The sequence below is a fragment of the Sphingomonas sp. NIBR02145 genome (assembly GCF_027359115.1).
GTDB lineage: Bacteria > Pseudomonadota > Alphaproteobacteria > Sphingomonadales > Sphingomonadaceae > Sphingomonas > Sphingomonas kyeonggiensis_A.
In genome coordinates this window covers 768,859-794,289 of record NZ_CP114791.1, presented here as the reverse complement: position 1 = coordinate 794,289, position 25,431 = coordinate 768,859, and the positions used below count along the sequence as shown (strand labels likewise).

At 68.3% G+C, this 25,431-nt stretch carries 22 protein-coding genes; 7 read left to right on the top strand and 15 right to left on the bottom strand.

Annotation, left to right across the window (positions count from 1 at the left end; translation table 11 throughout):
* Positions 1 to 79 precede the first annotated feature (79 nt).
* Both def and recR read right to left on the bottom strand, forming a co-directional pair.
* Entirely contained in the window at positions 80 to 607 is a 528-nt protein-coding gene (gene def, locus O3305_RS03645) for a peptide deformylase (protein WP_184166642.1), read from the bottom strand.
* A 198-nt stretch (positions 608 to 805) separates the two neighbouring features.
* Positions 806 to 1,402, bottom strand: coding sequence for a recombination mediator RecR (gene recR / locus O3305_RS03640; protein ID WP_184166645.1), 597 nt, complete (start codon positions 1,400 to 1,402; stop codon positions 806 to 808).
* 142 nt (positions 1,403 to 1,544) lie between these two features.
* Here recR and fmt point away from each other — a divergent pair, with 142 nt between their 5' ends.
* Positions 1,545 to 2,453: a methionyl-tRNA formyltransferase gene (fmt, locus tag O3305_RS03635; RefSeq protein WP_269575192.1), complete on the top strand. Its 909-nt coding sequence runs from the start codon at positions 1,545 to 1,547 to the stop codon at positions 2,451 to 2,453.
* Entirely contained in the window at positions 2,450 to 3,190 is a 741-nt protein-coding gene (gene truA, locus O3305_RS03630; RefSeq protein WP_269575191.1) for a tRNA pseudouridine(38-40) synthase TruA, read from the top strand. The genes fmt and truA overlap by 4 nt, the downstream gene beginning before the upstream one ends.
* On the opposite strand, the gene O3305_RS03625 is transcribed toward truA, so the two are convergent.
* The 9 genes from O3305_RS03625 to O3305_RS03585 all read right to left on the bottom strand — a co-directional run bounded on the left by O3305_RS03625 (position 3,187) and on the right by O3305_RS03585 (position 13,814).
* Entirely contained in the window at positions 3,187 to 4,377 is a 1,191-nt protein-coding gene (locus O3305_RS03625) for a class I SAM-dependent RNA methyltransferase (protein ID WP_269575190.1), read from the bottom strand. The two genes, truA and O3305_RS03625, sit on opposite strands and share 4 nt — an antisense overlap.
* Entirely contained in the window at positions 4,368 to 5,765 is a 1,398-nt protein-coding gene (locus O3305_RS03620) for an NAD(P)H-hydrate dehydratase (RefSeq protein WP_269575189.1), read from the bottom strand. Before O3305_RS03620 ends, O3305_RS03625 begins: the two co-directional genes overlap by 10 nt.
* Positions 5,762 to 6,145 (bottom strand): hypothetical protein, encoded by a 384-nt coding sequence (locus O3305_RS03615; RefSeq protein WP_269575188.1) that lies wholly within the window; start codon positions 6,143 to 6,145, stop codon positions 5,762 to 5,764. The genes O3305_RS03620 and O3305_RS03615 overlap by 4 nt, the downstream gene beginning before the upstream one ends.
* Before the next feature lie 61 nt (positions 6,146 to 6,206).
* Positions 6,207 to 7,928 carry a dihydroxy-acid dehydratase gene (ilvD, locus tag O3305_RS03610; protein WP_269575187.1) on the bottom strand — a complete coding sequence of 574 codons (1,722 nt, stop codon included), beginning with the start codon at positions 7,926 to 7,928 and terminating at the stop codon, positions 6,207 to 6,209.
* Between the two features lie 110 nt (positions 7,929 to 8,038).
* Positions 8,039 to 8,734 (bottom strand): N-formylglutamate amidohydrolase, encoded by a 696-nt coding sequence (locus O3305_RS03605; RefSeq protein ID WP_269575186.1) that lies wholly within the window; start codon positions 8,732 to 8,734, stop codon positions 8,039 to 8,041.
* Positions 8,731 to 9,453 carry an enoyl-CoA hydratase/isomerase family protein gene (locus O3305_RS03600; RefSeq protein ID WP_269575185.1) on the bottom strand — a complete coding sequence of 241 codons (723 nt, stop codon included), beginning with the start codon at positions 9,451 to 9,453 and terminating at the stop codon, positions 8,731 to 8,733. Before O3305_RS03600 ends, O3305_RS03605 begins: the two co-directional genes overlap by 4 nt.
* A gap of 326 nt (positions 9,454 to 9,779) precedes the next feature.
* On the bottom strand, positions 9,780 to 10,580 hold the full coding sequence (locus tag O3305_RS03595; protein WP_269575184.1) for a 4-(cytidine 5'-diphospho)-2-C-methyl-D-erythritol kinase: 801 nt from the start codon (positions 10,578 to 10,580) through the stop codon (positions 9,780 to 9,782).
* On the bottom strand, positions 10,580 to 12,193 hold the full coding sequence (locus tag O3305_RS03590) for a tetratricopeptide repeat protein (RefSeq protein ID WP_269575183.1): 1,614 nt from the start codon (positions 12,191 to 12,193) through the stop codon (positions 10,580 to 10,582). Before O3305_RS03590 ends, O3305_RS03595 begins: the two co-directional genes overlap by 1 nt.
* Positions 12,162 to 13,814, bottom strand: a complete 1,653-nt coding sequence (locus O3305_RS03585) for an electron transfer flavoprotein-ubiquinone oxidoreductase (protein WP_269575182.1) — start codon at positions 13,812 to 13,814, stop codon at positions 12,162 to 12,164. Before O3305_RS03585 ends, O3305_RS03590 begins: the two co-directional genes overlap by 32 nt.
* Positions 13,815 to 13,941: 127 nt before the next feature.
* Here O3305_RS03585 and O3305_RS03580 point away from each other — a divergent pair, with 127 nt between their 5' ends.
* Genes O3305_RS03580 through moaB form a run of 3 tightly spaced genes read left to right on the top strand, consistent with a single transcriptional unit; the run spans position 13,942 to position 17,049 of the window.
* Positions 13,942 to 14,658 (top strand): uracil-DNA glycosylase family protein, encoded by a 717-nt coding sequence (locus O3305_RS03580; RefSeq protein ID WP_269575181.1) that lies wholly within the window; start codon positions 13,942 to 13,944, stop codon positions 14,656 to 14,658.
* A 2-nt stretch (positions 14,659 to 14,660) separates the two neighbouring features.
* Positions 14,661 to 16,535, top strand: a complete 1,875-nt coding sequence (locus O3305_RS03575; protein WP_269575180.1) for a lytic transglycosylase domain-containing protein — start codon at positions 14,661 to 14,663, stop codon at positions 16,533 to 16,535.
* Positions 16,522 to 17,049 carry a molybdenum cofactor biosynthesis protein B gene (gene moaB, locus O3305_RS03570; protein WP_184166683.1) on the top strand — a complete coding sequence of 176 codons (528 nt, stop codon included), beginning with the start codon at positions 16,522 to 16,524 and terminating at the stop codon, positions 17,047 to 17,049. The genes O3305_RS03575 and moaB overlap by 14 nt, the downstream gene beginning before the upstream one ends.
* A gap of 618 nt (positions 17,050 to 17,667) precedes the next feature.
* Here the strand turns inward: moaB and O3305_RS03565 are convergent.
* The 3 genes from O3305_RS03565 to O3305_RS03555 form a co-directional block, all read right to left on the bottom strand.
* Positions 17,668 to 18,192 carry a YbjN domain-containing protein gene (locus O3305_RS03565; RefSeq protein ID WP_269575179.1) on the bottom strand — a complete coding sequence of 175 codons (525 nt, stop codon included), beginning with the start codon at positions 18,190 to 18,192 and terminating at the stop codon, positions 17,668 to 17,670.
* Between the two features lie 115 nt (positions 18,193 to 18,307).
* Positions 18,308 to 18,820, bottom strand: a complete 513-nt coding sequence (locus tag O3305_RS03560) for a YbjN domain-containing protein (RefSeq protein WP_269575178.1) — start codon at positions 18,818 to 18,820, stop codon at positions 18,308 to 18,310.
* Positions 18,821 to 18,904: 84 nt separating this feature from the next.
* Positions 18,905 to 19,252 carry a VOC family protein gene (locus O3305_RS03555; protein ID WP_269575177.1) on the bottom strand — a complete coding sequence of 116 codons (348 nt, stop codon included), beginning with the start codon at positions 19,250 to 19,252 and terminating at the stop codon, positions 18,905 to 18,907.
* Between the two features lie 52 nt (positions 19,253 to 19,304).
* Between O3305_RS03555 and O3305_RS03550 the strand changes: the two genes are divergently transcribed.
* Positions 19,305 to 20,375, top strand: a complete 1,071-nt coding sequence (locus O3305_RS03550) for a PA0069 family radical SAM protein (protein WP_184166692.1) — start codon at positions 19,305 to 19,307, stop codon at positions 20,373 to 20,375.
* Positions 20,376 to 20,378: 3 nt separating this feature from the next.
* On the opposite strand, the gene O3305_RS23115 is transcribed toward O3305_RS03550, so the two are convergent.
* Positions 20,379 to 22,478 carry a GDSL-type esterase/lipase family protein gene (locus O3305_RS23115; RefSeq protein WP_353739218.1) on the bottom strand — a complete coding sequence of 700 codons (2,100 nt, stop codon included), beginning with the start codon at positions 22,476 to 22,478 and terminating at the stop codon, positions 20,379 to 20,381.
* A 309-nt stretch (positions 22,479 to 22,787) separates the two neighbouring features.
* Between O3305_RS23115 and O3305_RS03535 the strand changes: the two genes are divergently transcribed.
* Positions 22,788 to 25,397, top strand: coding sequence for a M1 family metallopeptidase (locus O3305_RS03535; RefSeq protein ID WP_269575176.1), 2,610 nt, complete (start codon positions 22,788 to 22,790; stop codon positions 25,395 to 25,397).
* Positions 25,398 to 25,431 lie beyond the last annotated feature (34 nt).

Sequence of the window (25,431 nt, the reverse complement as noted above, 5' to 3'; positions counted from 1 at the left end):
ACAGCGCGAATTTGCCTCGCGCAAACAAAAGCCGCGGGCGTTGCCACCCGCGGCTCGATTGCGTTCCTGGTCCTCGGGATCAGGCGGCGGCCTTGCGCGCCTTGTTGAGCTTCTTGAGGATGATGTCGCGCTTCAGGCGCGAGAGGTGATCGATGAAGACGATCCCCTGCAGATGGTCCATCTCGTGCTGGATGCAGGTGGCGAGCAGGCCCTCGAACACCTCGTCATGCGCGGCGCCCTTCTCGTCGAGCCACTTCACGCGGCAGCGCGCGGGGCGCTCGACATCGGCGAACTGCTCGGGGATCGACAGGCAGCCTTCGGTATAGACCGACTGCTCCTCGGCCGGGTCGAGGATCTCGGGGTTGATGAAGACGCGCGGTTCGCGGATCGGCTTGCCTTCCTCGTCCTCGCGCTCCTGGAGGTCCATCACGATCAGGCGCTTGGGCACGCCGACCTGGATCGCCGCAAGGCCGATGCCCGGCGCGTCATACATGGTGTCGAACATGTCCGCGATCAGGTCGCGCAGCTCGTCCGTCACCTCCGCAACGGGTTCGGAAATGAGGCGCAGGCGCGGATCGGGTATCTCGACGATGGGTAGAATTGCCATGCGGGTAATTTAGGCCCGTACGGCTTTTCGGGCAAGAGAGGGGAAAAGCCCTAGGTGCGACTTACCGCCTTTCTGTTCCCCGGCGAAGGCCGGGGCCCAGTATCGACGAACTGCCGATAGCGCGGGAGACTCACGAACTGCGTTGCAACTAGGCCCCGGCCTTCGCCGGGGAACAGCGAAAGCAATGCACCTTCCGCTCTATGCCACCGGCCGCCGCGCCCGCAGCGCCTGGGCCAGCGTGCCCTCATCGAGATAGTCGAGCTCGCCGCCCACCGGCAGGCCATGGGCAAGCTGGGTGACGCGGACCGGATAGGTCTCGATCCGCTCGGCGATATAGTGCGCGGTGGTCTGTCCCTCGAGCGTGGCGTTCATCGCCAGCACGACCTCGTCGATCCCGCCCGCGGCGATGCGCGCGACGAGCCTGTCGATCCCCAGGTCCTCGGGCCGCACCCCCTCCAGCGCCGAGAGGCGGCCGCCCAGCACATGGAAGCGCCCCGGGAACAGCCGCGAGCGATCGAGCGCCCACAGGTCCGCCACTTCCTCGACCACGCAGAGCGAGCGCACGTCGCGGCGCGGATCGGCGCAGATCTGGCAGGGATCGCAGGTATCGACATTGCCGCAGGTGCCGCAGGTGGCGAGATTGCGGCTCACCGCTCCCAGCGCGGAGAGCAGGGGATCGAGCGCCGTCTCGCGCTTCTTGAGCAGATGGAGCACCGCGCGCCGGGCAGAGCGGGGCCCGAGGCCGGGCAGTCGCGACAGGGCCTGGGTGAGCGCTTCGATCTCGGGAGATGCCATGTGGGGGATGTAGCTATCCGGGAACGAAAAGGAAACTGGCCGTCATCCCGGCGAAAGCCGGGATCTCGTGCGGCTCCTTTCCCGCACCTCCGCCTGAGATCCCGGCTTTCGCCGGGATGACGGTTGGGGCTAAGGGCTCCGCATGCGAGTGATTTTCATGGGAACGCCCGAATTTGCCGTGCCGGTGCTCGATGCGCTGGTGGAAGCCGGGCACGACGTCGTGGCGGCTTACAGCCAGCCTCCGCGCGCCGGCGGGCGCCGGGGCAAGGCGCTCACGCCGTCGCCGGTACACGCACGGGCCGAGGAACTGGGGATCGAGGTCCGCACCCCACTGTCGTTCCGCAAGGATCCCGAGGCGCTGCCAGCCCTGCGGGCGCTGGACGCCGATGTCGCGGTGGTCGCCGCCTATGGCCTGATCCTGCCCCAGGCGGTGCTCGACGCGCCGAAGCATGGCTGCCTGAACGTCCATGGCTCGCTGCTGCCAAGATGGCGTGGCGCCGCGCCGATCCAGCGGGCGATCCTTGCCGGCGATGCCGAGACAGGCGTCGGCATCATGCAGATGGAAGCCGGTCTCGATACCGGCCCGGTGCGGCTGGAGGAGCGCACCCCGATCGACGGCAAGACCGCGGGCGAACTCACTGCCGAGCTGAGCGCGATGGGCGCGCGGCTGATGGTCGAAGTGCTGGCCGACCTGGGCGGGCATCCGGCTGTCGCGCAGCCCGAGCAAGGCGTCACCTATGCCTCGAAGATCGACAAGGCCGAGGCACGGCTCGATTTCACCCGGCCGGCGGTAGAGGTCGAGCGACAGGTGCGCGCCTTCAATCCGGCGCCTGGGGCGTTCTTCGAGTTCGCCGACGAGCGCTTCCGGGTCCATGCGGCAGAGATCGTCGAGGATGCGGGCGCACCGGGCGTGCTGCTTGACGAAGCGCTCACCATCGCCTGTGGCGAAGGCGCGATCCGTCCCACCCTCGTCCAGCGGGCCGGACGTGGCGTCATGACGTCACGCGAGCTGCTCAATGGCCTGAAGATCCCCAAGGGCACCCGGCTTTGACGCGGTTCGCGCTGACCGTGGAATTCGACGGCCGGCCCTTCATGGGCTGGCAGCGGCAGGACCACGGACCGAGTGTTCAGCAGGCGATCGAGGATGCCGCCTTCGCGGTCACTGGCGAGCGCGCCTCGGTCCACGCCGCCGGGCGCACCGATGCCGGCGTCCACGGCCTGGGCATGCGCGCGCATATCGATATCGAGAAGCCGATCACCGCCTTCCGGCTGATGGAAGCGCTCAATGCGCGGGTGCGGCCCAACCCGGTGGCGATCCTCGATTGCGTCGAGGTGCCGGCCGACTGGCACGCCCGTTTCTCGTGCGTTGCACGCCATTATGAATACAGAATCTCAACAAGACGGGCGCCGCTCACCTGGGAAAAGGGGCTCGCCTGGCGGGTGATCCCGCCGCTCGATGCCGGGCTGATGGCCGAAGGCGCGGCGCGGTTGATCGGCCGCCACGACTTCACCACCTTCCGTTCCGCCCATTGCCAGGCCGACAGCCCGCTGCGCACGCTCGACCGGCTCGAGGTGGTGGCGGACGGCGAGCGCATCAGCGTCTTCGCCTCAGCGCGCTCGTTCCTGCATCACCAGGTCCGCTCGATGGTCGGCTGCATCGTGCTGGTCGGCCAGGGCCGCTGGACGCCCGACGACATGACCACGGCGCTCGAAGCGCGCGACCGCGCCGCGCTGGGGCTCAACGCACCGTCGGACGGGCTGTTCTTCCTGCGGGCGGATTATCCCTAGCGGCTGAACTTCGCCGCCAGCTCGACATGCGTCGACCAGCGGAACTGGCCAACCGGCTGGATCCAGTCGAGCCGATAGCCACCTTCGCACAACATCTCCGCATCCCGTGCGAACGTATTGGGATTACAGGAAACATAGGCAATTACCGGCGCCCTGGCCTTGGCCATCTCGCCCGCCTGCTCCCGCGCGCCGGCGCGCGGCGGATCGATCACCAGCGCCTCGAACTTGTCCAGATCGGCGGCGGTCACCGGGCGGCGGAACAGGTCGCGGTGGTCGGCGAAGACCATGCGGCGCGCGCTGCCGGCCGCGGCCTTGAGCGACAGGATCGAGTCTCGCGCCGCCTCGGCCGCATAGACTTTCGCCTTGGGGAAGGCGAAGGTGAAGGTGCCAAGCCCTGCGAACAGATCGGCGACCGTGCCGGCATCCCCGGCGATTTCGCGCACCGCCGCGACCAGCGCCGCTTCGCCCTCGGGCGTCGCCTGGAGGAAATTGCCCTGGGGGAACGGCACCGGCACCCCGCCCAGCGTGATGGTGACGGGATCGGGCTCCCAGCGCGCAGTCGGGCCCAGGCCCTCGTCCATCGAAAAGCGCGCGAGCTGGTGGCGATGGGCGAAGGCGGTGATCGCCTCGGCCGCCGCCAGTCCCTCCGCCTCGAGGCCATCGAGCAGCACGTCCACGCCCTGGTCGGCCTTGGCGAGATGGACGTTGATCCGCCGCGAGGTCGGCAGCAGCGCGGCGAGCAGCCCCCGCAGCGGCGCGAGCAGCGCGAACAGCTCGGGATCGAGGACATGGCATTCCGCCAGGTCGATAAGGGTATGGCTGCCCTGCCCGGTGAAGCCGAGCAGCACCTGGCGACCGCGACGCTCGGCATGGAGCGTGGCGCGGCGGCGGGTCCGGGGCGGCGAGAGCGCGGGCGGGCGGATCTCGGTCACCAGCTTGTGCTGCGCGAGCGCACCGGCGATTCGATCGACGATGAACCCGCTCCAGGCGATGTCGTCGAGATGCTGGAGCTGGCAGCCGCCGCATTCCGGGAAGTGCCGGCAGGGCGGCTCCTGGTGGTGCGGCCCGCGGGTGACCGCGCCGTGCGCGTCGACCATGTCGCCTGGGGCGGTGAAAGGCACGAAGCGGCCATCGGCGGTAACGCCCTCGCCGCGCCCCGCGACGCGGAGGACTTCGCTTACAGACATTCGGAGATCGCTTGGGGAAGATGCATCGGCAGCGCATCGGCGATGAAGGCCGGTCCTGCAAGTGCCGCCGCGCGCGCATGGAGCCAGACGGCAGCTTCGGCGGCCTGTTTGTTACCGCCCGCCACCTGCGCCGCGAGCGTGCCGGCGAGCACGTCGCCGGTGCCGGCGGTGGAGAGCCAGGACGAAGCGCGCGACAGCACCCGCACTTCGCCGCGCGGAGTGGCGATCACCGTGTCGGCGCCCTTGTGGATCATGGTCACGCGCGCTTCGGCAGCGGCCATCAGCGTGCGGGTGATCTTGTCGCCCTCGCCTCCCTCGAACATCCGGTCGAACTCGCCCGAATGCGGGGTGAGCCAGGTCGCAGCGGTGCGGCGCTGGAGCCAGGCCGCGGCGGACTTGCCGAGCAGGGTAAGCGCGTCGCCGTCGAGGATCAGCGGGAGATTGGCGTTCAGCGCTGCCTTGAGCAGTCCCTCGGCCCGGCGGTCGCGCCCAAGGCCCGGGCCGACCACCACCGCGCCGATGCGGGTCTCGGTCAGGAAATCGGCGAGATCGTCACCGCTCGCGATGCGCTGGCGGACGAGCGCGTCCGGTCCGCCGCTGGTCTCGCCGGCGCTGGCCAGCACGGTATAGCCCGCCCCGCCTGCCATCGCGGCGTGGGCAGCCAGCCGCGCGGCACCGGGCATGTCGCCCTCGACCACCACGACCAGCCCGCGGCTGTACTTGTGCGCCCGCGCGCCCGGCGCCGCCAGTTGCGGCCGCGATACGCTGCGCCACGGGCTCTCCACCGGAATGCCGATATCGGCAAGCAGCACATGCCCGCAGCGCTCCAGCCCCTTGTCGAGCAGATGCGCCGGCTTGAGCGCGCCCAGCGCCAGCGTCGCGCTGATCCCCCTCGGCACGCCGAGATCGGCACCGGTATCGGTAGCAAGGCCCGAGGGCAGGTCGATCGCAAGGCTGAACCGGGCGGCGGCAACCAGTTCGGCCAGCACCGGCGCGATACCGCGTTCGAGCGGGCGGCTGAGCCCGGTGCCGAACAGCCCGTCGACCAGCACCTGCCGCGGCCGCGCCTGGTAGAGCGAGCCCACCTCCCCGTCCCAGCGGCCATGCATCGCCCGCGCGGCGCCCGTGCCCGGCTCGCCCGAGGCGGCAATGGCGACGTCATGGCCGGCTGCCTTCAACAGGCGCGCGGCGACATAGGCGTCCCCGCCATTATTGCCCGGCCCGGCCAGCACCAGGATCGGCGCCCCCTGCGCGAAGCGGGCGACTTCGCGCGCAACGGCGGCACCCGCGCGCTCCATCACGTCTTCCTGGGGCTCGCGCCGGAACACCGCCTCCTCGGCGGCGCGCATCTGTGCGGCGGTTACGATCGGTGCGCCGGGCGGGATCATTTGCCCGGTTTGGCCCCGCGCACCGTCGCAGGCAAGCGGTAGCGCGCACCGCCGATCGCGACTTCGATCTGGTCGGGCGCGAGGATCGTCACCTCGGCCTTCTCGGCGCCGTCCGCGGCGATCACCCCGCGGCCGTCGGTGGTGACCAGCAGCCGCCGGAACCCGCCGTCCGGGTGGCGCAGCGTGAGGAACAGCCCGTCCTGCGACTGGGTGCGGTCGATCGTGCAGGCATAGGAGAAGCTCTCGGCCCCCGGCGGCGCGCACTCCACGCGGCCCTCGGCCCTTTCCATCTTCTCGGCATGGATCTCGTTGCGGGCCTCGGCGGCCTTGTCGCGGACCTGGGTATTGCAGGCAGTCAGGGAAAGAAGGGCCGCGAGCATGGATGCCCGTCGTGCCCTTCCCCTCTCCCCAGCCCTCTCTCCACCGAGAGGGCGAACTTGATCAGATATCGGCAAAGACATGGGTTTCGGCGCTGGCTCCGGGATGCGTGACCGCCCCCTTATAGGCCGGGCCGACATTTTGCGAGAAGCGCCACAGCGCGCCCGCCTGATAGTCGTTCATCCGCGGCTGCCACTTCGCCCGGCGCGCGGCCAGCACGTCCTCGGGGACGTTCAGATCGACCGTGCCGGCCTCGGCATCGATGCTGATCTCGTCGCCGTCCTCGACCAGCGCGATAGGACCGCCCTCGGCCGCCTCGGGGCCGACATGGCCGATGCAGAAGCCGCGCGTGCCGCCCGAGAAGCGGCCGTCGGTGATCAACGCCACCTTCTCGCCCAGGCCCTGGCCATAGAGCGCCGCGGTGGTCGACAGCATCTCGCGCATGCCGGGACCGCCCTTGGGCCCTTCATAGCGGATGACGACCACGGTGCCTTCCTTGATCGCGTTCGCTTCCACGGCCGCGAAAGCATCTTCCTCACGCTCGAACACCTTGGCGGTGCCAGTGAACTGGAGGCGGTGCATGCCCGCCACCTTCACGATCGCGCCTTCCGGTGCCAGCGAGCCGCGCAGGCCGACCACGCCGCCCGTGGGGGTGATCGGCGTCTTGGCGTCATAGATGACCTTCTGGTCGGGGTTCCAGGTCACTTCCTCGATATTCTCGCCCAGCGACTTGCCGGTCACCGTCAGGCAATCGAGGTGGAGGAAGCCTTCCGCCGCCAGCGTCTTCATCAGCATGTAGATGCCGCCCGCCTCGTGCATGTCGCGCGCGACATAGCGGCCGCCGGGCTTGAGATCGGCGATGTACGGCGTGGTCTTGAAGATCTCGGCGACGTCGAACAGGTCGAAATCGATGCCGCACTCGTTCGCCATCGCCGGCAGGTGCAGCGCGCCGTTGGTCGAGCCGCCGGTCGCCGCGACGATGCGCGCGGCATTCTCGAAGGCTTCGCGGGTGCAGATGTCGCGCGGGCGGATCTGCTTCTCGATCAGTGTCATCACCTGACGGCCCGCCGCAATCGCGATCTCTTCACGCGACTTGTAAGGAGCAGGTGCCATATTGCTGTTTGGCAAGGACAAACCGATAGCCTCGGCCACACAGGCCATGGTGTTCGCCGTGTACTGGCCACCGCACGCGCCATGGCCCGGGCACGCCGCCTTCTCGATCGCGGTGACTTCGGAGAGCGGGCATTTGCCGGCGGCATAGCGGCCGACCACCTCGAACACGTCGATGACGGTGAGGTCGCGCTCCTGATAGCGGCCCGGCAGGATCGAGCCGCCATAGACGAAGATCGACGGCACGTTGAGGCGCAGCATCGCCATCATCATGCCCGGCAGCGACTTGTCGCAGCCCGCGAAGGTGACGAGCGCGTCATAGCAATGCCCGCGCACCGAGAGCTCGACCGAGTCGGCGATGACCTCGCGGCTGACCAGCGAGGACTTCATCCCCTGGTGCCCCATGGCGATGCCGTCGGTCACGGTGATCGTGTTGAAGCGCCGCGGCATGCCGCCCGCCTCGTTCACGCCGATGCGGCACCAGTCGGCCTGCTGGTCGAGCGTGGTGTTGCACGGCGCGCTGTCATTGCCCGCCGAGGCGATGCCGACGAACGGCCGGGCGATCTCCTCCTCGGTGAGGCCCATGGCGTAATAATAGCTGCGGTGCGGGGCGCTCTCGACGCCGACGGAAACGTAGCGGCTGGGGAGCTTGGACTTGTCGAATCGCTTGGTCATGATGCGCAAGCCTATGTCGCCAGAAGGCACTTTTACGCAAGACTATTGCGCAAAGAAATTATCGGGACGCGCAAAGCCTCTTTCGCTCCCCTCCCTGGAAGGGAGAGGAATTAAAGAAGCTGCCCCACCAGTTCCGCCAGCACCCCCGCCCACTCCTCCGCCCCCGCATCCTCCCGGATCAGGTCGTTGCGGATCTCGATCGCGAGCGAGGGAATGCCCTGCCCCTCGCCATGCCGGTTGAGCGTCGCGTTGAGCAGCCGGCCCGAATAGGGCTCGTTGTCGCCGGTGACGAAGCCGCGCGCCCGAAAGAAGTCCACCGCCGGCAATGCGGCACGGGTATCGCGATTGTAGAGCACCCCCACCTGCCACGGCCGATCGGTGCCGCCATGCTCCAGGCAGGGGGTGAAGCTGTGCACCGACAGGATCAGCCGGGGCCGCTGCGCCCGGATCCGGTCGCGGATCAGCCGGTGATAGGGCGCATGGAAACGCGCGATGCGCTCGAAGCGATCGACGGTGTCGTTGCCGGGGATCAGGTGCCCGTCGCTCCGGTGCGGGATCAGGCCGACATGATCGGGCTCGCGGTTGAGGTCGATCACCAGCCGCGAGACATTGGCCAGGATCGCCGGCGCGCCCAGCCTCGCGGCAAGGCTCCGGGCCACCGCGGCGCTGCCGATGTCCACCGCGATATGCTTGTCCATCAGCGCGGGATCCACGCCGAGGTCGATATCCGCCGGCACGGCATTGGAGGCATGATCGCCGAGCAGCAGCACCGGGCCGCTGCCCGGGATGATCTCGGCCACGCTCACCAGACCGGATTCCGCCGCTCGCGGAACGAGGCCAGCCCCTCGGCGAATTCTGCCCCGCCGAACGCGTCCTCGAAGCCCTGGTCGGTCTGCTCCCCGCGCAGCGTCCGCTTGAGCAGCCGGATCGCCTCGGGAGCATTGCCGGCGATCGCGCCCGCCATCGCCGTGGCGATCTCGATCGCCTTGCCGGTCTTCAGCTCGACCAGCCCGATCTTGTGCACTTCGTCCGGGCGCAGCTTGTCGCCGGTGAACAGCAGCAGCGACGCCATGCCCTTGCCCACCTGCGCCTCCAGCCGCGCGACATCCGCGCGCGGATAGCCAAGGCCCAGCCGCGCCGGGGTGATCGCGAATTCGGAGAGCTTGCCGGCGATCCGGATATCGGCGGCGAGGATCAGTGCCACCGCCGCGCCGAAGCAGCCGCCATCGATCGCGGCGATCACCGGCATCGGCAGCGCGGCGATCGCCTCGATCCCCTCGCGCATCGCTTCACGGAACCTGGTGCGCAGCGCCGGATCGCCCTGGAGCTGCTCGAACTCGCGGACATCGGCGCCGGCGGAGAAGATGCCCGCGACATCGGACTTGAGGATCACCGCCCGCGCATCGCCCACGTCGCGCGCGGCGGCGGCCAGCGCCTGCCAGGCGGCGGTGGGCAGCGCGTTCCTGGCCTCGGGACGATTGAGCGCGATCGTGGCGACGGGGCCGTTGCGGGTGAGCTGGATCATGGCCCGGCTGTGCCCGATTGAAGCGGCGCTGTTAAGGGGGCGGAAGTTGGGAGGGATGGGGCGGGCTTGCGCCCGCGCCACCGACAGACGTTCTGCTCCCGGCAGTCGATCCGCTGGGGACTATCTACCGCCCAAACTGCGAAGGACCGGTTCGCGAGGGTGGTTAATCTGTTTCCACCAACTCCGCCCAGAACCAGAACTGATCCACGGCGAAGGCCGGGGCCCGGTCTCGGCGGATTATCGATGGCGCGGGAGCCTCACGAAGTTCGTGGCAACTGGGCCCCGGCCTTCGCCGGGGAACGGCTCTAGGGACCCGCTTTGGGTAATCAGGTGAGGCTGGAAGCCAGCATCCACCAGCCGCGACCCGCCAACGCCGCGCAGGCAGCATCCCGGCTGCCATCGCTGTCGAACAGCGCGAAGCACGTCGCCCCCGACCCCGACATCCGCACCAGCCCCGCCCCCGGCGACGCAGCCAAAGCCTCCAGCACTTCATCGATCACCGGCGCGATTGCCCGCGCCGGCGGCTCCAGGTCATTGCGCCCCTCGCGCGGATCAACCGGTAGCGGCCCGCGGTCGACGCCGTCCCAGCGCCGGAACACCTCGGCAGTGGACACCCCCACCCCCGGATTGACCAGCAGCACCGGCATCCCCGGCAATCCGGCGACCGGCTCGAGCTGCTCGCCCCTGCCCCGCCCGATCGCGCTGCGACCGAACAGGCAGGCAGGCACGTCCGAGCCGAGCCGGTCGGCAATGTCGAACATCTCGTCCACCGCGACCCCGTGCAGCACGCCCAGCGCCCGCAGGGTCGCCGCCGCATCGGCCGAACCGCCGCCGATCCCCGAGGCGACCGGAAGCCGCTTGTCGAGCGCGATCGCATGCGCGCCGCCGCCGAAGCGCTCCCGGAATGCCGAAGCCGCCCGGGTGACGAGGTTGTCGCCCTCCCCGCTCAGCAGCGCGCCGAACGGCCCGGTGATCGTGAAGCGGTCGCTCTCGGCGGGCTCGACCTGCACCACGTCCCCGTCCGCGACGAACGCGAACAACGTCTCCAGCTCGTGATAGCCATCGGGGCGCCGCGCGCGGACGTGCAGCGCCAGGTTGAGCTTGGCCTTGGCGATTTCGGTGACCATCAGTTCAGCCCGTTCGCCAGCTTGCCCTTGATCCGCTCGGCGTCCTCGGCCTCGGCGGCGACTTCCGCCGCCCGCCACGCATAGCGCGCTTCCATCCGGCGGCCGAGCTTCCAGTAAAGGTCGCCCAGATGCTCGTTGGGCGTGGTCCCGCCGGGATCGAGCTGCACCGCCTTCTCCAGCAGCGGCAGCGCCTTTTGCAGGTCGCCATCGGCATAATAGGCGCGGCCGAGCGAATCGATGACTTCGGGATCCTCGGGCTTGAGCTTGCGGGCCCGCTCGAGCAGCGCCTGTGCGCCGGGCAGGTCCACGCCGCGCTCGGCCTGGGCATTGCCGAGCCAGGTCAATGCCTCGGGCTCGTCGGGGGCAAGCTGCACCGCGCGCTGGAGCGCGGGCAATGCCGCGTCCCATTTGCCGGCCCGGTCCAGCGCGGCGCCGTGCAGGTAATTGAGTTCCCAGCCGCCATCGCCGTCGGACTTGCCCAGCGCGCGGCCAAAGGCCTCGGCGGCATCGCCATAGCGCTCCGCCTTGAACAGCAGCTCGCCATAGACGGTGATCTCCTGGGCACTGGCATTGCCCGCCGCCGCCAGCGCCTTGGCCTCGGCCAGCGCCTCGGGCAGGCGGTCGGCCCGGCTCAGCGCCGAGATCCGGCCCGCCGCGGCACCCCGGGCGAAAGGACCGTCGGCGCGGATGCCGGCAAGCGTCTGCAGCGCCAGGTCGGTCGCCCCGCTCTTCGACAGGGCCTCGGCAAGCAGCAGCCGGGCCCGCTCTTCCTGCGGATCGAGCAGCAGCGCGGCGCGGGTGAGCAGGATCGACAGCGGCGCCATCTCCTCGCCGCCCAGATCGCCGGCAAGGTTCAGAAAGGCATGGGCGGCGCCGAACGCGGCATCGGGCTTGCCGGCCTTGGCCTCGCGCTTGCGCCACGCCTTGGTGGCGCCGGCAAAGTCGCCGAACACGCGGTCGGCCTCGCGCTTGCGGCCGGTGCGGAGCAGCGCGATCCCGGCATCGATCCGGACATCTGGGGCATCTTCGGTGCCTCGCGCCGCGGCAAGCGCGAACAGGCCCTGGTCGGGCTTGCCGGTGGCGATCAGCAGCAGCGCGCGGTGGCGATTGGTGAAGCGGGCCGCCAGCGGGTTGCCGCGCGCGGTGTCGAGCAGCGGCAGCGGGTCCTCGCCCCGGTCGATCGCCAGCCATGCCGCGAGCACCGGCACCAGGAAATCGAGCTGCGCCTTCGACATCCGCTCCAGCGCCTTCTCCGCGCCCAGCCGGTCGCGGCCGTGCAATGCCGTGGCGAAGGCGAGGATATCGGTATCGGGGGGCGCTGCCTTGGCGCTTACCAGCGCGGCGGCGGCGCGGTTGGCAAGGGCATAGTCCCCGGCCGCCAGCCCCTGGCGATAGGCGCGCATCGCCAGCACCTTGTCGTCGGGGACTGCCGACAGCGCCCGGGCATAGCCGGGTGCGGCCAGCACCGGCTGCCCCGCCGCATCGGCGGCGCGGGCGCGGGCATAGTCACGCAGGTCGATCTCCGGCACCGCCTGCTGCTGCGCCGCCGCCGGCAGGGCCAGCAGCAGCGCGAGCGCAAAACTACATGTTCGGGTAATTGGGTCCGCCGCCACCTTCGGGCACCACCCAGTTGATGTTCTGGGTAGGATCCTTGATGTCGCACGTCTTGCAGTGGACGCAATTCTGCGCGTTGATCTGGAAGCGCAGATCGTCGCCTTCGCCGACAACTTCATAGACACCCGCCGGACAGTAGCGCTGGGCAGGCTCGGCGTACACCGGAAGATTGTAGCCGATCGGAATTTCCGGGTCTTTCAGCGTAAGATGGACCGGCTGGTCCTCCTCGTGATTGGTGTTCGACAGGAACACCGAGGAGAGCCGGTCGAAGGTCAGCACGCCGTCGGGCTTGGGATAGTCGATCTTGGGCGCCACCGAAGCGTGCCACATGCCCTCGTTATCGGGCTTGTGCTTCATCGTGAACGGCCAGCGGATGCCGAGCAGCTCGCTCCACATCGCCACACCGGCGAGCATCGTGCCCCAGGTGTCGCCGAACTTCTTGACCAAGGGCGCGACGTTGCGGACGCCGCGCAGCTCCTTGTAGACCCAGCTCTTCTCGTACGCCTCGGGGTACGCCGCCAGCTCGTCCGCCTCGCGGCCGGCACCGACCGCGGCGAACGCCGCCTCGGCCGCCATCATGCCGCTCTTCATCGAAGTGTGGGTGCCCTTGATCCGCGGCACGTTGAGGAAGCCCGCCGCGTCGCCGATCAGCGCCGCGCCCGGCGCGACCAGCTTGGGCACCGCCTGCAACCCGCCGTCCGAGATCGCGCGGGCACCATAGGAGACGCGCTTGCCCCCCTTGAGGATCGCCGCGATCTCCGGGTGGGTCTTCCAGCGCTGCATCTCCTGGAAGGGCGAGAGATAGGGGTTCTTGTAGTTGAGCCAGGTGACGAAGCCGAGCGCCACCTGCCCGTCGGCCTGGTGATAGAGGAAGCCGCCGCCGTTGGCGCCGTCGGTCAGCGGCCAGCCCTGGGTGTGGATCACCCGCCCCGGCACATGATTGGCCGGATCGATATCCCACAGCTCCTTGATGCCGATGCCGTAGATCTGCGGCTGGCTGTCCTTGTCGAGCTCGAAATTGCGGATCAGCTGCTTGGTCAGGTGCCCGCGGCAGCCCTCTGCGAAGAAGGTGTACTTGGCATGCAGCTCGAGCCCGGGCTGATAGTCGCCCTTGTGCTCGCCGTCGCGCGCCACGCCCATGTCGCCGGTGGCGACGCCCTTAACCGAGCCATTGTCGTGGTAGAGGATCTCCGCCGCCGCGAAGCCCGGGAAGATCTCGACACCCAGCTCCTCGGCCCTGCCCGCCAGCCAGCGGCACAGATTGCCGAGAGAGCCGGTATAGGTGCCCTTGTTGTGCAGGAACGGCGGGGTGATGAACTCGGGATAGCCCGACTTGCCCTTCTCGCTCAGCACCCAGTGGTGGTTCTCGGTCACCGGCGTGCTGGCCAGCGGGCAGCCATCCTCGCGCCAGCTCGGCAGCAGCTCGTCGAGCGCCTTGGGATCGATCACCGCGCCCGAGAGGATATGGGCGCCCACTTCGGAGCCCTTCTCCAGGATGCACACCGAAAGCTCGCTGCCCGCTTCCGTGGCCAGCTGCTTCAGCCGGATCGCCGCAGAAAGGCCCGCAGGGCCCGCCCCGACGATCACGACGTCATAGGGCATCGACTCCCGTTCGCTCATCATCGCATCCTTCTAATCTTGGTCTGGCACACGCCGCACGCCTGTCTCGTCGCAAGCTGGCAACGTCCTGTCCCTTGGTCGATGAAGGCAGATTGACCCGCCCGTCAAGCCGTGACTCTTAGGAGCGGTGGGAGGCGAATACACAGCAGATTGGGGGCGTACCCTCGCGAGCGCACTCGAATGGTGGCGCGATGCGGGCGTCGAAACCCTTCAGGAGGACGAGGCTCGTGACTGGCTCGCGCGGCCCGCGCCCGTGCAGGCGGCGCAGGCTGCCGTAACGTCGCCCCAGCCCGAGGTCCTGCCCGATACGCTTGCCGCCTTCACCGCCTGGCGCACCGGCGAGACGGTGCCCGAGGCCGGCTGGCTCACCCCGAAAATCGCGCCCGCAGGCCCCGTCAACGCCCCGCTCGTCGTGCTCACCGACATGCCGGAAAGCGACGACCAGGGCGCGCTTCTGGGCGACAGCCCGGCCGGAAAGCTGTTCTCGCGCATGCTCACCGCCGCCGGAGTCGCGCGCGATTCGGTCTATTTCGTCTCACTCGCCGTCGCCCGCCCGCTGGCCGGTCGCATCCCGCCTGACCAGGAGGCGCGGCTGATCGAGATCACCCGCCACCATTTGAAGCTGCTCCAGCCCGCTAAGCTCTTGATTCTGGGTCAAACGGCGAGCCGTGCAGTAGCCGAGACGAATGACGGCCCACCGGCAAATGGTTTAGTGGATGTTAACCATTTTGGCGGACATACACAGGCTGTTGCGAGCCTGCATCCACGCTTCCTGCTGGATCGACCGGCCGCCAAAAGCGAAGCCTGGAAGCATTTGTTGCTGTTGACCCGGGGGAGCCTGTGACCATGCGTATCCTGCTTGCCGCCGCGCTGCTCGCGTCGCCGGCGCTAGCCCACGCCGCCGATGTTTCGGGCGGCGACACTGCAAGCCCCGCCGATGTTTCGGGCGGCGACACTGCGAACCCCGCCGATCTCCCGGCCGGCAGCACCACCTCCAGTTCCACGCCCGCCGAGGACGGCGCCGGCGCCCCTGCCCTGCGCGAAGGCGACGGCATCCCCTCGCAGCTCGACAGCGACCAGAAGGACGGATACCGCAAGGTGTTCGCCGCGATCCGCGCCCAGCGCTGGCAGGACGCGCAGATCCAGCTCGATTCGATGAAGCCGGGCCCGCTCCACGCGATCGCCCGCGCCGAGCTCTACACCGCCAAGAACTCGCCCAAGGTCGAGCTCGCCCCGCTGCTCCAGCTGATCAGCGACGCGCCCGAGCTGCCCCAGGCCGACCAGCTCAGCCGCATGGCGAAGACCCGCGGCGCCCTCTCCACCCCCGCCATTCCCGCCGCCGCCCGCCTCGTCTGGTATGACGGCGCCCCGGTCCGCCAGCGCGCCCGCTCGATCAAGAGCGACACCGCCGCCACCGAGATCGCGCTCGCCATCCAGCCCTATGTGAAGGCCGACCAGGGCCTTGAGGCCGAAGGCGTGGTCAGCCGCTTCGAAGCCGATCTCACGCCCGAGGCCCGGACCGAGTGGCAGCAGAAGGTCGCCTGGATCTATTATGTCGCGGGCGACGACAACAATGCCCGCCGCGTCGCCGCCAAGGCGCAGGACGGCGCGGGCGACTGGGCCCCGCAGGCCGACTGGGTCGCCGGCCTCGCCGCCTGGCGCGAGCAGGACTGCGCCGGCGCCACCGCCGCCTTCGAGCGCGTCGCCACCCGCGCCGCCGATACCGAGCTGCGCTCCGCCGGCCTCTATTGGGGCTCGCGCGCCGAGATGGCGTGCGGCCATCCCGACAAGGTCGAGGTCAAGCTGCGCGCCGCCACCCAATATGGCGAGACTTTCTACGGCCTGCTCGCCAAGTCGGCGCTCGGCATCGAGGATAGACCCGCCAAGGCCGAGAAGTTCGTCGCCGAGGACTGGCGCGCGCTGGAGCGCCGCCCGAACGTCCGCGTCGCCGCCGCCCTGGTCGAGATCGACGAGGATGGCCTGGCCGACGAGGTGCTGCGCTACCAGGCCAAGATCGGCTCGCCGTCCGAGCATGTCGCGCTCACCCGCCTCGCCGGCCGGCTGAGCCTGCCGAGCACCCAGCTCTGGCTCACCCATAACTGCCCCCAGGGCACCCAGCCGCTCACCGCCGCCCGCTATCCGGCGCCGAACTGGACCCCGGCCGGCGGCTGGCGCGTCGACAAGGCTTTGGTCTTCGCCCACACGCTCCAGGAATCGCGCTTCAACTCGGAGATCCGCAGCGCCGCCGGCGCGATGGGCCTGATGCAGGTGAAGACGGGCGCCGCGATCGACATCGGCCGCCGCCACGGCGTCAACTATGCCGCCAGCGACCTGACCAAGCCGTCGGTCAACATGGAGATCGGCCAGTCCTATCTCGAGCAGCTGCGCGACCAGCCCTTCACCGGCGGCCTGCTGCCCAAGGTGATCGCGTCCTACAATGCCGGCCCCACCCCGGTCGCCAACTGGAACGCGCTGATCAAGGACGGCGGCGATCCGCTGCTCTATATCGAGAGCATCCCCTATTGGGAGACGCGCGGCTACGTCATGGTCGTGCTCCGCAACTACTGGATGTACGAGAACCAGGAGGGTCGCAAGTCGAGCAGCCGCGAGGCGCTGGCTCAGGGCATGTGGCCGAAATTCCCCGGCATGCAGGGTCCCGCGGCGGTGAAGCTCAGCGCGCGCAAGCTCGCCTTCCATCAGGACGGCAATGCCAATCGATAACGCGATCGCCTTCCGCCCGGTGCGGATCGCGGTGCTCACGGTTTCCGACACGCGGACCCTGGCCGACGACCGCTCGGGCGACCGCCTGGTCGAGCGCCTCTCCGCCGCCGGCCACATCCTCGCCGCGCGCGAGATCATCACCGACGATGCCGACCGGATCGCCGCCCGGCTCACCGGCTGGATCGACGATCCCCAGGTCGAAGTGATCCTCACTACCGGCGGCACCGGCGTCACCGGCCGCGACGTCACGCCCGAGGCGCTGGCCCGCGTGCAGGAAAAGGAGATCCCGGGCTTCGGCGAGCTGTTCCGCTGGCTCAGCTACCAGTCGATCGGCACCTCGACGATCCAGTCCCGCGCCACCGCCGGCGTCGCCCGCGGCACCTATATCTTCGCCCTGCCCGGCTCGACCGGCGCGGTAACCGACGCCTGGGACGGCATCCTCGCCACCCAGCTCGACATCCGCCACAAGCCCTGCAACTTCGTCGAGCTGCTGCCTCGGCTGGAGGAGCGCTGAGGGGAGAGTCCTCCCCCCACCCACCCCCATCGTCACCCTGAACTTGTTTCAGGGTCCAAGGTGCCTCAGGCGATATCGCTGGAGGAAAATTGGACCCTGAAACAAGTTCAGCATGACAGGAATGGGCATCGGACCACCGCCACGTCCTCCCGGCGAACCTCCGGCGAATACCCTCCCGCTTCCCCGGCGAAAGCCGGGGCCCCAGGGTTTCTCTGCTGTCTCGCTTGCGGCCCTGGGCCCCGGCTTTCGCCGGGGAACCGCAATGCAAGCCGCTCGCGTCACCCGCCACTTCGCCCCTCGCCCCGCTCCCCTCATCCCCCCGCAGGCGAGGATCCAGGGTAGTTCGGGACTCGCATGGAAATCAGCCGCACAGCCACCGGAAAGGTCAGCCCGAGCCCCGCCCGGGGATGACGATGGAATCAGCGCATCCCCGCAGTTCCCCGGCGAAGGCCGGGGCCCAGTCTCGGCGCACTATCGATGGCGCAGGAGCCTCTCGAACTTCGTTGCAACTGGGCCCCGACCTTCGCCGGGGAACGGGAAACCAGGACTGATCCTTCCCCAACCCCTCCGTGCAAGCGACGCGAGCAGGAAGGCCGCGCCGGAGAATTTCGCGCAGCTCTATTTCTTGGGCGCCGCCGGTGGATTCAGCTCCGCCTTGAAGAAGTCCCTCACTTCCTCCAGCTGGTTCGTCCACCACGCCAGGACATCGCTGAAATTGCGCTGGTTGAGCCCGCCGACCATTGCCACGTCATAGGCGAAGCCCAGTTGGCCATCGGCATGGACCGACGCCTGGAGGAAGCGCTTGCCGGCATTCCACTTGTTGGCAAAGGCCGGCGTGTTCTCCGGCGCCTTCGCGAACAGCGCCTCGAAGCGCAGCGAATCGCAATTCACGTGCTGCTTGTCGCAGCCATAGAAGAAGACGTTGAAGCGAAAGACGCCCTGACCCTCGATCATCGGATCGCCGTCCCTGTCGGCGGACATCTTGGGCTTGAAACCCGCCTTCTCCATCGCCGCGAGCACGGTCTGTGGCGCGTTGGCGCAGACCAGGTCCTTGGCGCAAGGGGGCTGGCCTGCCGTCTGCGCCGCGACCGGCATCGTCCAGCCACCGGCCAGCACCGCCGCCGCGATCATCAAATTGCGCATCGATCCCCCCTCGCTGCTCCCATTCCGATCGTTCCGGTCCGGGCCCGCCGCCGCGCACTCGCTGACAGCATGCCCGCGGCAGGACCGCCGCGCGTCGTCACGCGCGGGCAGTCCTTCACTTCTTCTGCGCGAACGCCCCTTCCTCGTCGTCCATGAAGGTGAACAGGTCGCCCGTCATCGACGACCACCAGTCGATCACATCGGCGAAATTGGCATAGGTCGTCTTGCCGATGCTGGTGACGTCCATCCAGGTCGACAGGTCGCCGTCCTTGTCGATCACGATGCGCAGGAAGCGCTTCTTGGCGTTCCAGCGATTGGCCATCTCGACTGAGTACCAGGGCTTCTTCTTGTACCAGGAGAAGAACTGCATCGAAGTGCAGCCCTTGGCCGATTTGCAATCGTAGAACTCGATCGTGAAGGACGAGCCGTTGGCGGCGCTCTGGATGAAGGGGTCGCCGCTGTCGGCATGCGTCTTCAGCTCGGCCTTGTAGCCTTCGCTCTGGAGCAGCTTGGCCACTTCCTCGGGCCGCGAGATGTCGACCAGCCGGTCCGGATCGCCCTTCTGCGCCATCGCCGGCGCCGCCCACAGGCCGGCCGCCAGTGCGGCCGCGATCAACATCCCACGCATACAATCCCCCCTGCGTTGGCGAAGAATGGGGTGCTTCGCCCTGACTTTATCGAGCTACCCTAACACGGCGCAGGCGTTCGGCAATCATTCCGCGTCCGGCTCGTTCACGAACACGCCCAGCCCGTTCCCTGCGGGATCGCGGAAGTGGAAGCGGCGGCCGCCGGGGAAGCTGAAGATCGGCACGACGATCTCGCCGCCCGCCGCCGTCACCGCCTCGAGCGCGGCCTCCAGGTCCTGCACCTCGATGATCGGCAGCAGCTGCTCAATCACATGGTCGGTGCTGCCGTTGATGCCCAGGTCGGTGTCGCCGGTGGTGGTCGCGGCATAGTCCGGGCCGAAGTCGGTGAACTGCCAGTCGAACGCCTTGGCGTAGAAATCGCGGGTGCCGGCGACGTCCTTCGCGGGCAGTTCGAGATAGCTGATCCGTGCCATGAAATCCTCCAATGTTCTTGCTATGTTCTGCTGCCGCGCCTACCTTCTGTCAATGGCAAAGAGTCGGCCGGTGCGCGGCGCCACCCTCAACGAGGCGAGCAGCCGCTTCAACCTCCCCGGGCGCGAGGCGGACGGGGACTGGCTCGACGCGCGCGCGGATCTGGACGACGCCCCGCCCCCGCTGCGCACCACGGTAACGGTCGAGCGGGCGAGGACGATCATCACCCGCAACCAGTCGCCCGACATTTCCTTCGATCGCTCGATCAACCCCTATCGCGGCTGCGAGCATGGCTGCATCTATTGCTTCGCCCGGCCGACCCACGCCTATCTCGACCTGTCGCCGGGGCTGGATTTCGAGAGCCGGCTGTTCGCCAAGCCCGATGCACCCGCGCTGCTGCGCGCCGAGCTCGGCAAGCGCGGCTATGTCTGCCGGCCGATCGCCTTCGGGACCAACACCGATCCCTATCAGCCGATCGAGGCGGAGTGGCGGATCACGCGCGGCTGCATCGAGGTCCTGGCCGAGCATGACCATCCGCTGACGATCACCACCAAGTCCAACCGGGTGACGCGCGACCTCGACATCCTGGCGCCGATGGCGGCGAAGGGGCTGGCGGCGGTGATGGTCTCGGTCACCTCGCTCGATCCCAGGATCGCGATGACCGTCGAGCCGCGCGCGCCGCATCCGGAGAAGCGCCTGCAGGCGGTGCGGCAGCTCGCCGATGCCGGGGTGCCGGTGTTCGTCTCGCTGTCGCCGGTGATCCCGCACGTCACCGACCACGAGCTCGAGCATATCCTGGAGCGGGCGGCGGCGGCGGGGGCGCGGACGGCCTTCTTCCTGCCGGTGCGGCTGCCGCACGAGGTCTCGCCGCTGTTCCGCGCCTGGCTTGATGCGCATTTCCCCGATCGTGCGGGCAAGGTGATGGCGACGATCCAGTCGATCCGCGGCGGCAAGGACAACGACCCCAATTTCCACACCCGCTTCCGCGGCCACGGCCCCTGGGCCGAGCTGCTGCGCACGCGGTTCCGGATGGCGGCGAGGCGCTACGGGCTCGACCAGCAGGTGCTGCGGCTGCGGACCGACCTGTTCAGGCCGCCGAGCGGTCCGCAGGGGGAGCTGTTCTGAGCGCTATTTGCACATCGTATCGAGCGGAAGCAGTTGCGGCGCCTTGGGCAGTTCGAATCCCTTGCCTGTCGCGACCTGCTCAAAATTCTGGGGTTGCGGCGGCAGTGCCGGGTTCATCTCCGCGGCATAATAGGGGTCGCGCTGGGCTTCCTCGATCGACACGAAGCGATAGCCCTTCTCGCGGTACAGGGCGATCAGCCTGGGCATCATGTGCGCATCGAACGCACCCAGGTGCATCAGCAGCACATAGGGCACGTCGCGGCCATACAGTTTCCGGGCCAGCTCGCGCGAGCGATCGGCCTGGACCGATGCGGCGCCGAGCCAGGCATGCTCCATGGCGAGGATCGCATCGCTGTCGCCCTTGGCGATGCAGCGGGGATAGGCGTTGTTATAGGCCCAGTCCGAGAAATCCATTGTCACCGCGGCGACCTTGTAGCCCTTGCCGGCCAGCAGCTTGCGGATGCGGGCGCGGCGTTCCGGATCGGCACTGGCTTCGGACAGGAAGGGATAGCGGAACCAGTGCCAGTCGCTGGTGCCGGCCCTGGCCTTCAGGATCGGCTCGTTCTTCTCGAGCTCGGCGAGGAATTGCTGGTCGGTCAGGTCGTTCAGATTGGCATGGCTCCAGCCATGGTTCCCCAGCGCCAGCCCGGCAGCCCGCCACTTGTCGAGCACCGGCGCGGAGGCGGGCTCGTTGGTGAGCTGGATGCCGTTGAGGAACCCGATGGCCGGCGCCCCACCGGCCTTGAGCGCGGCGATGATCTGCTCGGCAATGCCGATGCGGGTATATCCCTGGGGCAGCGGCGCATGCGCGGTGAGGTCGTCGAAGGTGAAGGCGATCATCGGCGCCGGGGTGGAAGGCGCGGCAGGCACCCTCCCCTTGTCGGTCACCTTGGCCGACAGCAGTGACAGGGGCACCGCATCCGCCATCGCCTGGTATCCGGCGACGGAAGGGTGGAGCCCATCATTGTCATAGGCCTTGAGGAGCTTCGTCGGTGCAGCAGGGTCGCGCATCGCCGCGTCGAAATCGATCACCCCGTCGAAGTTGCCGGGGGTACGGATCCAGGCATTGACCGCGGCACGATCGGCCTCGTTCTGGGCATCGGGGTGATAATAGCCCGAACCGCCATAGGGCGTGATCGTCGCTCCGATCACCTTGATCCCGTGCGCACGGGCCCGCGCGACCATCTGGCGATAGGCGCCGATCATCCCCTCGACCAGCGCGGCATGCGCCTCGGGCGTCGCCGGGGCATCGCGGGTCAGCGTGCCGAGATCGTTGACGCCCTCGAAGATCACGAGATGGGTGACGCCCGGATAGCTGAGCACCTCCCGATCGAACCGCGCCATCGCATTGGGGCCGAGCCCGTCATTGAGCAGCCGGTTGCCGCCGATCCCGGCATTGAGCACCGCCATGTCCGCCAGCGCCGGGTTGGCGCGCAGGCGGAGCTGCAGCGCGTCGGTCCAGCGGGCGTTGCTGTTGGTCGGTACGCCGTACCCGTCGGTAATCGAGTCGCCGAGGATCACCACCGCCGACGCCTTGGGCGAAGCCACCTCGATCGCGCCGATCTGGAACCAGCGATCGACCTTCTTCGCGTCCGCCAGATCGGCGTCACGGCTATGATCGCCGTGCAGATAATAGCTCGTCGCGCGCGCGCCAGGATGCCCTGTCTGCTGCATCGGCGCCTCAGGTAGATAGAGCGTGATCGCAAGATCCGCCCCAGCCTTCACAGGCAAGTCGAAGGGATCGGACCAATAGTCCGCCCCCGCGGGGATGGTGACACTCTTAGCCCCGCCAAAGGTAAGCGAGGCCAGGCTGGCGGCGTCGATCCGCGCCGAGGCGAGGTCAGCGCTCCGCGCTATCGTGGCCGCACCGATCCGCAGCGGCTGGGTGCCATAGGCATTGGTCAGGCGGACACGGAGCTTCTGTCCGGCAATCTGGACGCGGACGATCTGGCGAAGCGTCGCGTCCTTCATATCCTCGGCAGGGAGTGCATTGTTGCCCGGGATCATCTGGGACGTCGCCCATGCCGTTACCCAGCACTCGCCCGGCGGTGCCGCGGCGCCCAGCAACAGGACCAGCGCCGCAAGGCGCGCGATCAGCCCCATATCCCTCTCCCTAATCCATCATTATGATAGCGCTACCATAGCTACCCCATACCAAGGCGCAATGGCGATCTTCTCGGGAACGAGCGGATAAAAAAATGGCCACCGCAATGGGTGGCCTGAGAAGGATAAGACCGGACGGCGGAAAGAGGGATCCAACGCCGCCCGGAGATCCGAAGATCTGAAGGGACAATATCCCTGTTTCGCACACTGACACATTACGGAAACATACAGTAGCCGAAACTACCTAACACGCCGATTGCGCTGCTTCGGCCGCAGGCCTAGGCCATCGCCAGACCACAAGGATACTCCATGCGCGCGCTTGCCTTTGCTTTCGCTCTCACGCTTCCCGCCATCGCCTATGCCCAGGACGCCCAGCCTACCGGCAAGCTGCCGGACACGGTAACGCCCGTCGCCTATCGGCTCGACCTCACCATCATTCCGGAAAAGCCGCGCTTCAGCGGCCATACCGAGATCGATGTGAAGCTGAATAAGGCAGCGCAGACAGTCTGGATGCACGGGCGCAACCTGAACGTCACCAAGGCGGTGGCGCTGGTCGGCGGCCGGGAAGTGCCGTTCACCTTCACTCAGAAGAGCCCCTATGGCCTTGCCCAGATCGATTTCGGCAAGACCGTGCAGCCGGGCAAGATCACGCTGAAGTTCGATTATGACGCGGCGTTCGGCGGTGGCGCCTCGGGGCCCTATCGCATCAACGTGGCAGGCGAGTGGTACAGCTGGACCCAGTTCGAGTCGATCGATGCCCGCGCGGCCTTCCCGGGCTTTGACGAGCCGGGGTTCAAGACACCCTTCACCGTATCGCTCACCACCAAGCCGGGCTTCGTCGCGCTGACCAATGCACCGGAGACGGGCAAGGCAACCAAGGTGGGCGAGCTGGTCAAGCATCGCTTCATCGCCACCAAGCCGCTGCCGACCTATCTGGTCGCCTTCGTCGTCGGCCCGTTCGAGACCGTGGGCACCAAGGTCGCGCCGACGCCCCAGCGCAAGACCCCGCTGCCGCTGCGCATCGTCGGCACCAAGCCCTACAAGGACGAGATGCAGTTCGCGCTCGACAATTCGGGCCCGATCGTCGCGCTGCTGGAGAAGTATTTCGGCCAGCCCTTCCCCTTCCCCAAGCTCGACCAGATCGGCTCGCCGGTGATGCCGGGCGCGATGGAGAATGCGGGCGCCGACATCTATGGCGACGGCATCCTGTTCGTCGACGAGAGCGACGCCACTTCGCGCAAGCAGACCTTCGGCATGGTCGTGGCGCACGAGCTGTCGCACCAGTGGTTCGGCGATCTCGTCACGCCGGCCTGGTGGGACGATATCTGGCTGAACGAGAGCTTCGCCAACTGGATGGGCTACCGGATCGGCAATGAATGGCGCCCGGACCTCGACATCGGCGTCGATGCCATTTCCGAGGGCTTCGACGCGATGGACCTCGATGCGCTCGTCGCCGGCCGGCCGATCCACCAGAAGATCACCAATGACGCCGATATCGACGCGGCGTTCGACCAGATAACCTATGGCAAGGGCGGCCAGGTCGTCGGCATGATCGCCGCCTATATGGGCGACGACAAGTTCAAGGCCGGCGTCCGCCTCCACATGTCGCGCTATAAGTACGGCAATGCCAGCACCGAGCAGTTCTTCGGCTCGCTCGCCGATGCCGCGCATGACCCGCGCGTGCTCGCGTCGCTCAAGAGCTTCGTCGACCAGCAGGGCGTGCCGGTGGTCACCTTCCACCGCCAGAACGGCATCCTCACCGCCAGCCAGCAGCGCTTCGCCTATTTCGGCACCAATGCGCCCGCCGAGCAGTGGATCGTGCCGGTCTGCGTCCGCCAGGGCGAGACCAAGAACTGTACCCTGCTCGACAAGCCGAGCGCGCCGATCGTCGCCAATGGCACCGGCACGCTGGTGCCCAATGCCGGCGGCTGGGGCTATTATCGCTTCGATCTGGACCCGGCGGACTGGGATTCCCTGATCACCGCTGCACCGACGCTGCCGACCGGCGAGGCGCTGGCGCTCGACGACAGCCTTTGGGCCAGCTTCTATGCCGGCAAGGCGAAGACCGCGCAGCTGGTCTCCCTCGCCCGCTCGATGGCCGCCCATCCCAAGACCAAGATGCAGCTCGACAACGGCACCCGCCTCGCCGGCCTGCGCGAGCGCGGGCTGATCGGTGCGGCCGCCCAGCCCGCCTATCGCAAGCTGTTCGTCGACATCTACGGCCCAATGCTCGCCAGGATCGGCTTCGACCCCAAGGCCGGCGCGCATGAGGGCGACAATGCCGACACCGCCGAACTGCGCGAGCAGCTGGTCGGTTTCGTCGCCGACAACGGCCATGACGCAGCGCTGCGCGCGAAGCTGAGCGCTGCCGCCGATGCCTGGCTGGCGGGCGACGCCAAGGCGCTCGACGGCGATTACGCGCCGCTCGCGCTGGCGGTGACGGTGCAGGATCGCGGCGTGCCCTTCGCCAGGACGCTTGCGGAGACGGCACTGGCCGGCAAGACGCCGGGCCTGCGCCAGGCCGCGTTCCGCGCGATCGCCTCCTCGGGCAACGCCGATGTCGCGAAATGGTATTTCACCGAGTTCAACGACGCGCGCTACACCCCGCGCGAGCGGCTGTTCGCGGCGGCGACCTTCATGAACGATGCCGACACCCGCGATGCCGCGCTCGACTATATGCTCGCCCATTTCGACGAGTTCGCGAAGCTCACCGGCGGCGGCGGCATCTTCTCGGGCCGCTCGGCACAGATGTTCAAGTCGCAGTGCAGCCTTGCCGCGGCCGACACGGTCGATGCCAAGCTGCGGGCGGAGGGCGGCAGCACCTTGTCGCTCGATCGCGCGGTCGAAGGCATCCGCAACTGCGCCCGCTTCAAGGACGCGAAGGCGGGTGAAGTCACCGCCGCCTTTGCCGGGATGTAACGATCCAGCCTCCTCCCCGCCCCCCCCGGGGAGG